This window comes from Flavobacterium sp. XN-5 (assembly GCF_008033395.2).
Taxonomy (GTDB): Bacteria; Bacteroidota; Bacteroidia; order Flavobacteriales; family Flavobacteriaceae; genus Flavobacterium; species Flavobacterium hiemivividum.
In genome coordinates this window covers 242,947-255,868 of sequence record NZ_VOGZ02000002.1, presented here as the reverse complement: position 1 = coordinate 255,868, position 12,922 = coordinate 242,947, and the positions used below count along the sequence as shown (strand labels likewise).

The 12,922-nt window shown below is 34.0% G+C and carries 11 protein-coding genes; 5 read left to right on the top strand and 6 right to left on the bottom strand.

Annotation, left to right across the window (positions count from 1 at the left end):
- Positions 1 to 3: 3 nt before the first annotated feature.
- The 3 genes from bglX (at position 4) to FQU23_RS06435 (ending at position 5,990) form a co-directional block, all read left to right on the top strand.
- On the top strand, positions 4 to 2,304 hold the full coding sequence (bglX, locus tag FQU23_RS06445) for a beta-glucosidase BglX (protein WP_147673139.1): 2,301 nt from the start codon (positions 4 to 6) through the stop codon (positions 2,302 to 2,304).
- 237 nt (positions 2,305 to 2,541) lie between these two features.
- Positions 2,542 to 4,317 (top strand): family 43 glycosylhydrolase, encoded by a 1,776-nt coding sequence (locus FQU23_RS06440; RefSeq protein ID WP_147673138.1) that lies wholly within the window; start codon positions 2,542 to 2,544, stop codon positions 4,315 to 4,317.
- A 293-nt stretch (positions 4,318 to 4,610) separates the two neighbouring features.
- Complete coding sequence (locus tag FQU23_RS06435; RefSeq protein ID WP_147673137.1) at positions 4,611 to 5,990, top strand: M28 family peptidase; 1,380 nt, start codon at positions 4,611 to 4,613, stop codon at positions 5,988 to 5,990.
- 196 nt (positions 5,991 to 6,186) lie between these two features.
- On the opposite strand, the gene FQU23_RS06430 is transcribed toward FQU23_RS06435, so the two are convergent.
- The 5 genes from FQU23_RS06430 to FQU23_RS06410 all read right to left on the bottom strand — a co-directional run bounded on the left by FQU23_RS06430 (position 6,187) and on the right by FQU23_RS06410 (position 11,021).
- On the bottom strand, positions 6,187 to 7,281 hold the full coding sequence (locus FQU23_RS06430) for an AI-2E family transporter (RefSeq protein WP_147673136.1): 1,095 nt from the start codon (positions 7,279 to 7,281) through the stop codon (positions 6,187 to 6,189).
- 93 nt (positions 7,282 to 7,374) lie between these two features.
- Entirely contained in the window at positions 7,375 to 8,481 is a 1,107-nt protein-coding gene (locus tag FQU23_RS06425) for a PAS domain-containing sensor histidine kinase (protein ID WP_245181077.1), read from the bottom strand.
- Between the two features lie 270 nt (positions 8,482 to 8,751).
- Positions 8,752 to 9,597, bottom strand: a complete 846-nt coding sequence (locus tag FQU23_RS06420; protein WP_147673135.1) for a hypothetical protein — start codon at positions 9,595 to 9,597, stop codon at positions 8,752 to 8,754.
- 18 nt (positions 9,598 to 9,615) lie between these two features.
- Complete coding sequence (kdsA, locus tag FQU23_RS06415) at positions 9,616 to 10,434, bottom strand: 3-deoxy-8-phosphooctulonate synthase (RefSeq protein WP_147673134.1); 819 nt, start codon at positions 10,432 to 10,434, stop codon at positions 9,616 to 9,618.
- Between the two features lie 134 nt (positions 10,435 to 10,568).
- Positions 10,569 to 11,021 carry a 2-dehydro-3-deoxyphosphooctonate aldolase gene (locus FQU23_RS06410; protein WP_147673133.1) on the bottom strand — a complete coding sequence of 151 codons (453 nt, stop codon included), beginning with the start codon at positions 11,019 to 11,021 and terminating at the stop codon, positions 10,569 to 10,571.
- A 195-nt stretch (positions 11,022 to 11,216) separates the two neighbouring features.
- Here FQU23_RS06410 and FQU23_RS06405 point away from each other — a divergent pair, with 195 nt between their 5' ends.
- Together FQU23_RS06405 and FQU23_RS06400 are read left to right on the top strand one after the other, a co-directional pair.
- Positions 11,217 to 11,774, top strand: coding sequence for a YeeE/YedE family protein (locus FQU23_RS06405; RefSeq protein WP_147673132.1), 558 nt, complete (start codon positions 11,217 to 11,219; stop codon positions 11,772 to 11,774).
- A 3-nt stretch (positions 11,775 to 11,777) separates the two neighbouring features.
- A complete protein-coding gene (locus FQU23_RS06400) occupies positions 11,778 to 12,191 on the top strand; it encodes a DUF6691 family protein (RefSeq protein ID WP_132109478.1) in 414 nt (137 codons plus the stop codon).
- Between the two features lie 37 nt (positions 12,192 to 12,228).
- Here FQU23_RS06400 and FQU23_RS06395 read toward each other — a convergent pair whose 3' ends face one another.
- Positions 12,229 to 12,915, bottom strand: coding sequence for a lysoplasmalogenase (locus FQU23_RS06395; protein WP_147673131.1), 687 nt, complete (start codon positions 12,913 to 12,915; stop codon positions 12,229 to 12,231).
- Positions 12,916 to 12,922 lie beyond the last annotated feature (7 nt).

The window sequence follows — 12,922 nt, the reverse complement described above, 5'->3', positions numbered from 1 at the left end:
AAAATGAAGAACGCATCACTTATTGTGCTTTTGGGATTCTCAATTTTGGGGTATGGCCAAAAAAAAGAAAATGTAAAAAAAACAACAATCAAGCCCAAAATTGAGTTTGTAGCCGAGTTGATGGCAAAAATGACCATTGATGAAAAAATTGGACAGTTAAATTTACCTACTTCAGGAGATATTACAACGGGTCAGGCCAACAGTTCGAATGTGGCTAAAAATATTGAAGAAGGAAAAGTAGGTGGTTTATTCAATATTAAATCGGTCAAAAAAATCAAAGAAGTTCAGAAAATCGCCGTTGAAAAAAGCCGTTTAAAAATTCCGCTTCTTTTTGGTATGGATGTAATTCACGGTTATGAAACTACTTTTCCTATTCCATTGGGATTATCTTGTATTTGGGACATGAAACTGATTGAAAGAAGCGCTCAAATTGCCGCACAAGAAGCTAGCGCTGATGGGATCAATTGGACGTTCTCTCCAATGGTTGATATTTCCAGAGATCCACGCTGGGGAAGAGTTTCCGAAGGTTCTGGAGAAGATCCTTTTTTAGGAAGCCAAATTGCCAAAGCAATGGTCAATGGATACCAACAAAATGATTTGTCTAAGAACAACACCCTTTTGTCTTGCGTGAAACATTTTGCTTTATATGGAGCTCCTGATGGCGGTAGAGATTACAATACCGTTGATATGAGTAAGATAAAAATGTACAATGATTATTTCCCTCCATACAAAGCAGCTATTGACGCTGGAGTAGGTTCAGTTATGGCTTCTTTTAATGAAGTAGACGGTATTCCCGCTACAGGAAGTAAATGGTTGATGACTGATGTGTTAAGAAAACAATGGGGTTTTAAAGGATTTGTAGTTACGGATTATACCGGAATTCCTGAAATGATTGATCATGGTATGGGCGATTTACAAACGGTATCTGCCTTAGCATTAAATGCTGGAATCGAAATGGATATGGTAGGTGAAGGCTTTCTTACAACTTTAAAAAAATCTTTGGGTGAAAATAAAGTGAGTCTGGAACAAATTGACAATGCTGTTCGTCTTATTTTAGAAGCGAAGTACGATTTAGGATTGTTCCATGATCCATACCGTTATTGTGATGATAAAAGAGCAAAAACAGAAATTTTCACAAACAATAATAGAGCCGAAGCAAGAAAAATTTCAGCTCAGTCTTTAGTTTTATTGAAGAATAACAATCAATTGTTACCATTGAAAAAGTCAGCAACCGTTGCGGTTATAGGACCTTTGGCTGATGCCAAAGAAAATATGGCAGGAACTTGGAGCGTGGCCACTAATATGGACAGATCAATTTCATTAATTGCTGGAATTCAAGAAGTGGTAGGCAATAGGGCCAAGGTTCTTTATGCCAAAGGAAGTAACTTAGATTACGATGCGGCCTTTGAAGAGAAAGCAACGATGTTTGGTAAAACCTTGCACAGAGACAATAGAACCAAAGAGGAATTGACAGCCGAGGCATTGAAAATTGCCAATCAATCGGATGTAATTATAGCGGCTCTTGGAGAATCTGCTGAGATGAGCGGAGAAAGCAGCAGCAGAACAAACCTTGAAATTCCACAAGCGCAAAAAGATTTATTACAAACATTACTTAAAACCGGAAAACCAGTTGTTTTGGTTCTGTTTACAGGACGTCCTTTAGTATTGGTAGAAGAAAACGAAACGGTACCAGCGATTTTGAATGCTTGGTTTGCAGGAAGTGAAGCAGGATATGCTATTGCCGATGTTTTATACGGAAACGAAAATCCTTCTGGGAAATTAACCGCAACTTTCCCTAGAAATGTAGGTCAGGTGCCTATTTACTACAACCAAAAAAATACGGGAAGACCTTTGATGAATAAAGAAGGAAAGTTTGAAAAATTCAGATCTAATTATATTGATGAGAGAAACGAACCTTTGTATGCTTTTGGTTATGGATTAAGTTATACGACTTTCGACTATGCTAACCTGAAAATTTCATCTGATAAAATGAAATTTGACGATACATTAAAAGTAACTGTTGATGTTACCAATACCGGAAATTATGATGGTAAAGAGGTAATACAATTGTACATAAGAGATTTAGTAGGTTCTGTTACAAGACCACTAAAGGAATTGAAAGCTTTCCAAAAAATAAACTTTAAAAAAGGAGAAAAACAAACAGTTACTTTTGAAATCTCTGTTGAAGATTTGAAATTTTACAATTCTGATTTGGATTTTGTGGCTGAGCCAGGTACTTTTCAAGTTTTTGTAGGAACGGATTCCAATACCGATACGAATGTTAGTTTTGAGTTGATTAAATAAATTTGGTTTGTTTATTTTGAGATTCGCCCTTCGGTTGTAAAATACCGAAGGGTTTTTTTACAATAAAAAACGAGCCAAAACATTTTTAAGTCAGTTTTTCAATTGAGAGTTACGACCTGTCAGGAACTTATAATCAATGATAAAAGCTTCCAAAAATTAGTCTTTTTTGCTTGTTAAATTGCCGTTCCATTGCTTTGTGCAAGTACGATTAAAAACAATAATATTTTAAATATGATTATGAAAAACGCTAAAAATTTCTTTTGCACTGCATTTTTATTCATTTGCTTTTTCTTTCAGTCGAATGCAAATGCCCAACAAAAAACCTATTGCAATCCCATCAATATCGATTATGGATATTGCCCCATTCCTGATTTTGTTACTCAAGGAAAACATCGTACTACGGCTGATCCCGTAATCACTTTTTTTAAAGATGAATTTTATTTATTTTCCACTAATCAATGGGGATATTGGCATAGTAAAGACATGCTGGACTGGAAATTTATATCCAAAAAATTTCTTAGACCAGAGCATAAAGTATATGATGAATTATGTGCTCCATCTTTGTCTTTTGTCAATGATACGCTGATGGTGGTAGGTTCTACCCATGGTAAAGAATTTCCAATCTGGATGAGCACAAATCCGTCCAAAGGAGAATGGAAGGAATTGGTTCATAAATCAGAAGCGGCAGCCTGGGATCCTCAAATTTTTTGGGATAAGGAGAAAGACGAATTGTATGAATATTACGGATCGAGTAATTTATACCCTTTATACGGAGTGAAGCTCAACCGAAAAACATTTCAGCCAGAAGGAGAAGTAATTCCTTTGATTGCTTTAAATGATTATGAGCATGGCTGGGAGCGCTTTGGAGAGAACAATGATAATACTTTTATGCAACCCTTTATGGAAGGTGCTTTCATGACTAAGCATGATAATAAATACTATTTGCAATATGGCGGTCCGGGAACGGAGTTTAGCGGTTATGGGGACGGTGTGTACGTCAGCAAGAATCCATTGGGACCATTTGAATACCAATCACACAATCCTTTTTCATATAAACCGGGTGGTTTTGCGAGAGGCGCCGGACATGGAGCCACTTATCAAGATGCGGATTCAGCCTATTGGCATGTATCTTCGATAGTTATTGGAAGCAAAAACAATTTTGAAAGACGCCTTGGAATTTGGCCTGCAGGTTTTGATAAGGATGGTATTATGTATTCTAACACGGCTTACGGAGATTATCCTACTTTTTTGCCTTCGCAAAAGAAAGACCATCTCGACGCAAATTTTTCGGGTTGGATGTTGTTGAATTATAATAAACCAGTTCAGGTTTCATCAACTCTAGGAGGGTTTCAGGCCAATTATATGGTTAATGAAGATATTAAGACTTATTGGTCAGCTAAATCAGCCAATAAAGGAGAATGGATTATCTCTGATTTAGGCGAAAAAAGCACTATCAATGCGATCCAAATTAATTTTGCCGATCAAGATGCAGAAATAATGGGTAAACCTGAGACGACTACGGGACATAAATATGTGCTGTACTATTCGGACAATAATAAGGATTGGAAAATTCTGGTCGATAAAAGTAAAAATACCAAAGAGGTTCCTCATGATTACATTGAATTGGATAAACCCATTAAAGCACGCTATGTAAAAATGGTCAATATCCAAATGCCTACAGGGAAATTTGCTTTGAGCGGATTTAGAATTTTTGGAAAAGGAAATGGGCTGGCACCGGCTGCGGTCAATCGTTTTGTTCCTTTGCGTGCCGATCCAAGAAAAAAAGGCGAAAGACGCAATGTTTGGTTCAAATGGCAACAAGAACCTTCGGCAGATGGATATGTAATTTATTTCGGAAAATCACCTGACAAAATGTACGGTTCTATAATGGTGTACGGGAAGAACGAATATTATTTTAACGGTTTGGACAAATCAGACGCTTATTATTTCCAAATAGAGGCTTTTAATAATAATGGAATTGGGCCTAAATCTGAAATTAAAAAATCAGAATAATCAATTTGTTTTGAAAATTTAAAAAGAAAAACTGTATGATTTAATGTCATACAGTTTTTTTTATGCCTATTTATTATGGTAGAATTGGCAACTCTGTTTGTTTTTTTGAGGGACTAACCTTTTTTTTTGTTCTTTTACAAAAAATAATCTGCTTCTAGTCAGATACAGCTTTCGGAAAAGGGTTTGCTTTTTTCCGGTTTGGATCAAATGATTTTTATTTCTTTATCGAAGTGTAAAGTCAATAAATTTGGCTGTGAATCAGTTTTACAATTAAAAAACTAACCTATTAAACCATGAGAGAAACCACCTTTTTAGCTTTACTTCTTTTTAAGGGATCAGTCATTTTTGCACAAACGAATGAGGAACAAGCCATAAAGAAAATTTACAATTCTGCTTTGACCAATTCCAAATGTTATTCCTGGCTGGATCATTTGTCTAATAAAATAGGATCTCGTTTATCTGGATCTGTGGGTGCAGAAAAAGCAGTTGTATATACTAAAACCGAAATGGAAAAGCTTGGTTTTGATCGAGTTTATCTGCAAGAAGTAATGGTACCAAAATGGGTAAGAGGAGAAAAAGAAACAGCTTACATCTTAGATAATAAAACCAAAATTACAGTTCCTATTTGCGCGCTTGGCGGTTCAATTGCTACTCCTAAAAAGGGAGTTACAGCTGAAGTTATTGAAGTGAATAGTTTGAAAGAACTAGCAGAACTAGGAAAAGATAAAATTAAGGGAAAAATCGTATTCTTCAATAGAGCTATGGATGCGGCTCAAATTGAAGCTTTTCATGCTTATTCGGGAGCGGGAGATCAACGTTATGCTGGCGCTGCAGAAGCTTCTAAGTTTGGAGCTGTGGGGACCATCGTACGTTCTTTAAACTTACGATTAGATGATTTTCCTCATACTGGTGCTCAAGGATATGGTGATATTCCGGAGTCGCAATACATTCCTGCAGCAGCAATAAGCACAAACGGAGCTGAATTGTTGTCGAAAACTTTAAAATCGAATCCAAAATTAAAATTTTATTTCAAACAATCTTGCGTGCAAATGGATGACGTTTTATCCTATAACGTAATCGGAGAAATAAAAGGGAGTGAGTCGCCAGAAAATATTATGGTTGTTGGTGGGCATTTGGATTCTTGGGATTTAGCTGATGGCTCACATGATGATGGAGCAGGAGTAGTGCAAAGTATGGAAGTGGTAAATATATTTAATAATTTAGGGTATAAACCTAAAAATACCTTGCGTGTCGTTCTTTGGATGAATGAAGAAAACGGACTAAGAGGAGGCAAAAAATACGAAGAAATTTCACTTTTGAATAAGGAAAATCATATTCTTGCTTTCGAAAGTGATTCAGGAGGGTTTACACCTAGAGGTTTTTCTATTGAGGGTGACGCTGCAAATTTTGATAAAATAGTAAGCTATAAGAAATTATTCGAACCTTATTTAATACATAGTTTTGTTGTTGGACATGCTGGTTCTGACATTGGGCCATTAACTTCTAAAAAGATCATTAAAATGGGTTTAAAGCCCGACTCACAACGTTATTTCGATCATCATCATGCAGGAAATGACACATTTGATGCTGTAAATAAAAGAGAATTAGAATTAGGGGCTGGAACAATGGCTTCTATGATTTATCTAGTTGATAAATATGGTATTGTAAATTAGAAATTTTATACCAGCTTAAATAAATTAAAACCACAATCATACCGATTGTGGTTTTTTAATTATAAAGTTATTTTGTTCAAAAAAACAGATAGGAAAATGACACGCAATTTTTAGCTATTTGAAAGAGAAAAATAGGCATAAAGTATACTTTATGTAAATAGTTTAAAACATCTGATATGTAGTATTTTATGGTAAATTAAGGTTGTGTTTTATCAGGTTGTTTTATTTCTTCATCTCCTTCTCCCAATAGAACGGATAATGTTTTCAATCTACTGGAACGATCAGCAATTAGTTTTGCGATACTTGCAAACGGCACAAAGAGAATCATACCTGCAGCACCCCATAAAATTCCTCCTAGAGTAATAATGATGATGATTACTAAAGCATTTATTTTTAATCGCCTGCCTACTGCAAATGGAAAGATTATATACGCCTCTAAGGCTTGGACAATAACAAAAACAACGATAACAGCTATCGGATACCAAATAGAGTTAAATGTTATCCAAGAAACTGCAATGGGTAAAAGAGCGGATATTATGATTCCTACAAAGGGAATAAAGGTAAGTATGGAGGCTATAAAACCAAACATAAATGGATGTGGTACGCCAATTATTAAAAGACCGATACTGTTTAAAAGTCCGACGAGTAAGTAAACTAATAGCATCCCTTTGACAAAGTTGTAATAGGCGTGTATAGTTTCAACTAGAATTTCATAAATCGTTTCTTTTTTGTCTGCCGGAAAAATTAAGTACAATACTTTTACTAAAAGATGACGGTAATAAAGAATAAGGGCTGAAAGTACTGGGATAATTAAAAGAAAAAACAGGGATTCTGAGATTGAATATAGTGAACTTCGAAGGAGTGAAAAAGCTTCTTTTCCCGAATTATTTATGTAATTTTTAAAAAAGGCAGTTTGCTCTTCAGTAGTTATATCAAAGCGCTCTGCAATAGAAATACTGACTTGATTCCAAGTTTCCATAACTTTTTTACTGAACAAGTCCCACTCACTTGTGAATGCATTGATTTGTATAAATAGTAAATAAACTATAAACCCGAATAAAGAAGTTATAAGTAAAATAGAAATGCTAATAGCGCCTATTTTGTTGATTCCTTTGTTTTCCATCCACTTGCAAATGGGGAAAAGGATAAAACTGATGAGTAGTGAAAAGCTGAGTGGGATGAATAGTGTTTTTCCAAAATAAAGTATAAAGCAAATTAAGACAATATATTGAAGTATTTCAAGTGCTGAAAATTTACCAGATGAAGATTGTATTTTCGGAAATTTTATCATTACAGCTTTCTACTTTAAAAATTATCTTTTTTATCGCGCCACTATTTTTTTCCTCAAAAACAATCAAGCATAAATAAACTCCATTGTTCTAGTTTAGTCTTTGAATGTGATAATAAACTTAGCACCTTCATTTAAGCTACTTGCTACTTTAATTTTTCCCCCAAGGCTAGTAATATGGTTGTACACTAAATAGAGTCCAATGCCGTTGCTATCGCTATTGTCACTGAATTTTTGATGCAGTCCAAAAATCTTATCTTTCACATTATCCATATCAAAACCAAGTCCCTGATCTGAAAATAGTAATTGATTCATTCCATCCGCCTTTTTAGTTTGGATTGTAATAACGGGAACATGATCTATTTTTGCATATTTAATAGAATTAGTTACTAAATTCAAAAAAATACTTTTCATGTAAGCTTTATTAAAAGTAATAGTTCCAAAAGCAGAAAAGTCAATGTCAATAATTGCTTTCGAATCTTTAATTAAAGAATTTACAGAAATTAGTACTTCATCAAGAGCTTCTCTTAAATTAATTTCTTCAACTTGAGTGTTTAAATTCTCATTTACAACTAATTCATCAATCGATTTGTTTAAAGTCTCTTTTAAATTTTCACTAGTAATTTTAAGAATATTTATTAACTCTAAAGTTTCTGTATCATAGATTTTAGAAACATCTAGAAGATTAAAAACCGAAAGCATGTTGTTTACAGGTGACTTTAAATCATGTGAGGTTTTATGTGATAAGAGCGTTAGTTCCTTGTTTATTTGTGTTAATTTGGCAAGGAGTAAATTACGTTCCTCTTCCATTTCTTTTTTATGAGTGATGTTTTTGGCTATTGCATAAACTAATCTTTCAGATAATACAGGCATAGATGTCCAAGATAACCAAACTATTTTTCCGCTTTTAGTGAGATATCTATTTTCAAAGTTCAAAAGTGGCTTGTCATTATAGACTTGTTCTCTCGTTTCTATTGTACTTTTCAGGTCTGGTTTATAAACGAAATCACTTATGGGAGTGGCATATAATTCTTCATCAGAATAACCTAATAATATTGAAACCGCGGAGTTTATTCTCTTAAAATAACCATCAAATCCTGCAATACAAATTAAATCCGCGGATATGTTAAAAAAATTATCAAAGCAATAAATCCCATCAGGATCCGTATTCGTTTTGTTTTTAATCATTGGACTTTGTAGCATTAATTATTTATTTTTCAGGCTAATACTAATTTCGTGAATTCGCTAGCTGGCAAAAAAGAATTGTTTTTTCAAAATTAAATAATAATAATTTAAATATTGATACTATTTAATTCTAATTTCAAATAAAATAAGAAGTACTATTTATTAGAAATAGCTAAAAAATATTATACAAGAAGAGGCTACCAAAACATGATAGCCTCTTTTTTATGTACAGCAAAACTAAAGTATGTTTTGCTTAATTTTACTGAGATATTGTCCTTCAGATTTTTTTTAGATTCTAAAAATACCTCCAACTGCAATTATCCTTTGAAAAAAGAAAAAATCTTGTGAGGCGCTATCTTCGGTACTTTGAGTTGTACGAATATTTTGCATATTTATGTAACCGCCTTTTAACTCTCCTTGAATATAAAAGTGTTTGAAAAAGGTAATGTTCAAACCTGCTTTTAATGAAGTTCCGAATCCTGAAATATGAAAATCGTCATGGCGTTCTTTTCCCATTAGGGTTGTATTTGTCTTAGGATATAATACTCCAACACCAACACCTTCCGTTAAATTAACTTGGATTTTATCTGTATTGCCTATTTTAAAAATCGAAGAAATATCATCATGTCTAGAAAACTCTGTATTCACATAGTTCAAACCATCCGTGTGCTCATACATTAAAAACTGTTCTGTCAAAACAGTTGGTGTATTATTGTATTGTCCATCAAAAGCAGTATTTCCAGCAATGGTACCGGTAATATTAGCCGTTTGATTTTGGGTCATTACATATTTCATATGATCCACTCCTATTGCAATGCTGTAATGGTCATTGATGAAATACCCCATTCTAAAATTAGTCTGAGGAATTGTCATTTTTGCAGGGTTAATGTAATCAACATGCCAACCTTTAGGTTTGTCTTGTGCTTTCAGATTATCTATCGTGAAGTTATAGTCTTTTCCCTTAAAGGTTACATCAGATTTAGAGTAACTTTCTCTATTTCCGCCCCACGAAACAAAGAACTTGCCTTTGTTGTGGGCCGTATATTTATCTTGAATTTTGATTTCTTCTTGGGCGGTAACCGAATTAGAAAAAACGAAGGCAGTAAACGCCGCGTATAAAAATATATTTTTCAATGAACGAATTGTAAAAAATTAAAATGAATTAACCGTTTTTCTGATGGCTACAAGTTTAGTCATTAAAGCCTCAAAATAATCTAAATGCAACATATTTGCTCCATCACTTTTGGCATTAGCCGGATCAAAATGTGTTTCGATAAAAATTCCGTCAACACCTACAGCAATTCCTGCTTTGGCAATTGTTTCAATCATATCTGGTCGTCCACCCGTTACACCAGCCATTTGGTTGGGTTGTTGAAGTGAATGTGTTACATCTAAAACTGTCGTTGCATATTGCTGCATCGTAGGGATTCCTCTGTAATCAACAATCATGTCTTGGTAACCAAACATTGTTCCGCGATCTGTTACCATTACGTTTTGATTGTTGCAATCCAAAACTTTTTGTACGGCATGTTTCATGCTTTCCGGACTCATAAATTGTCCTTTTTTCAAGTTTACGACTCTTCCTGTATTGGCTGCAGCCACAACTAAATCAGTTTGACGTACCAGAAAAGCTGGGATTTGAAGTACATCCACATATTGAGCGGCCATCACTGCATCTTCATTTGTATGAATATCAGTTACCGTAGGAACATCAAAAGTTTCAGATATTTTTCTAAGAATTTTTAGTGCTTTCTCATCACCAATTCCAGAGAAACTGTCAATTCTAGAGCGATTTGCTTTCTTAAACGAACCTTTAAAAACGAAAGGAATTTGTAATTTATCAGTAATACCAATTAATTTTTCAGCAATTTGCATCGCCATTTCTTCACCTTCTATGGCACATGGCCCAGCGAGTAAAAAAAAGTTACCACTATTGGTATGTTTGATTTGAGGAATATCTTGTATGTTCATAATAGTTTTTTTGAAAGTGCAAAGATAGTTATGATTTGTAACTTAAGTTTAGATTTTATCGCTTTTTTAAGAAGCTAGTTCCTGTTCTTGATTCGTTAGAGATAACAGCTCGACGACAAGAGGTTTCTACTATTTTAAAATTTCTTTAATGCCAATCCTACAGGCACCATTAAAACTCCCTTTTCGTAGATGTTTAAATAAAGAATAACTGGTTTCTTTTGTCCCTGCCAAGTTACTTCATAAACATCCAGAAATCCAGCGCCCATTTCGCTTCTTTTAGTTGGAAACGGACAACAGCTTTCTAGTTTTTTAAAAGTGATTTTTTCTCCTTTAGGTCCAGATAAAGCATTCAAAAAGCGTTCTTGATTGATAGACTCGTTCAAAGTATTTCGATAAAAAACATTGATAGGGTAGTCCTTATTGTATCCGTATTTTGCGTCTTTACTGAATTCTGTAATCACAAAAGTATTAAGCTGCGAGATTTGTGGTATAGGAGCATTGTCATCAATATTCTGTATTGTTGATTTGGTGCTTACACAAGAAGTCGTTAAGATAATCAGTGTTATAAAAGCAACGATTTTTTTCATAAAATAGATTTTGTTGTTTTAATGTTGAATATGCTTTATCGCACAATAGGAATTAGAAACAAATATAAAAAGAAGTTTTACTCTTAGTTGTTATAGTAACTTTTTTTTATGATTGCTTAGCTTTTTGATCGAATGTAACATTTCTCACATACTTGCTAATAAATGCTTCCTATATTTGCATCAAAATTAAAAAATATGAATTTTATAACTCAAACATGGCCTTGGTATCTTTCAGGCTTTTTAATTGGCAGCATTATGCTGATCTTAATTTATTTTGGAAAGTCATTTGGAATGTCTTCAAATCTACGCTCGTTATGTTCTATGTCGGGATTAGGAAAACGTGTTGGTTTCTTTGACTTTGACTGGAAAGCACAGCGATGGAATCTTGTAGTGGTTGTAGGGGCGATGATTGGAGGCTTTGTGGCCGTTAATTATATGAATGATCCTTCAAACGTTAGTATAAATCCAGCAACTATTGAACAGTTAGCTGAATTGGGAATTGATGCGCCAGATGGTAAATTGTTACCGAATGCACTTTTTGGACCTGATGTTTTTAGTTCGCCAAAAAGCATTTTAATATTGTTAATTGGAGGCGTTTTAGTAGGTTTTGGAGCTCGTTATGCAGGCGGTTGTACTTCCGGTCACGCAATTTCTGGATTGAGTAACTTGCAAATCCCATCTTTAAAAGCCGTTATTGGATTTTTTGTCGGCGGTTTGATTATGGCTTATTTATTATTCCCCTTAATTTTTTAGAATATGAAAGTATTAAAATATTTATTGGTTGGTTTTATTTTCGGAATTGTACTTACAAAAACCGAGGCGGTTTCTTGGTACCGAATCTACGAAATGTTCAGATTTCAGTCGTTTCACATGTACGGAATTATAATGGTTGCTATTCTTACTGGAACTATTGGAATTCAGATAATGAAAAGATATAATGTAAAAGATATCAAAGGATTGCCAATTGAAATCCAAGATAAAGAAAAAGGATCGACACGCTATTATGTTGGCGGATTGTTTTTCGGATTGGGATGGGCACTTGTGGGCTCCTGTCCAGGTCCAATATTCATTTTACTAGGTGCTGGTTTCTGGAGCATTAGTATTGTTCTTTTTGGTGCGCTGTTAGGTACTTATATTTATGGCGTTTTAAAAGATAAATTACCTCATTAGTAGTAGTTACTACTTCAAAATATATAAATAGCATTTTCTAGAAATTGAAAATGCTATTTTTTTTATTTAATTCGAAAACACCCCAGACGAACAAAAATTGCGCGACAAGGTATGTTATCATAATTAGAAATGAATCTAAAACAACGGGCTGATAAAACTTGTTGAAGGCAAGAATACTATCTGAACTTACAAAAACAATAGCTCCTATCAAGATATACCTATTTCCGGGCGTATCCCATATTAAGAATCCTTTGAAAGCAAACAATAGCATCGTTGAGATAACTAATGCATATACAAAAACGGGAACAGTCAAACCATCAAGACTGGGCAATAGCAGAGACATCATTAAGCCGAGATAGACTATAATTGCAGTAACTCCTATCCAGAAAACAGCGATACTTTTGGTTTTATTAGGTTTTATTTGTTTGTTAAATAAGAGTATATAGGCGATATGAGAGAGTAAGAAAGCGATTAAACCTGCCATAAAATACATCTCATCTCTGTCAGCAAATAAAAGAATAATATCACCAATCCAAGAAAAGACTAAAGCTGTAAGTAAGAACTTTTTCGACGGAAAATCACTATGAAAATACACTCCCAATATTAAAAATGGAAGTAGAAAAGGTTTAATGTACCAAGCAATATCTTCGTGACCTAAGAGGATAATTAAAAGATAAGTAAAACTTATAAAAACATAGCTTTTTAAAAACAAAGTATTTTTCATGGTCGGT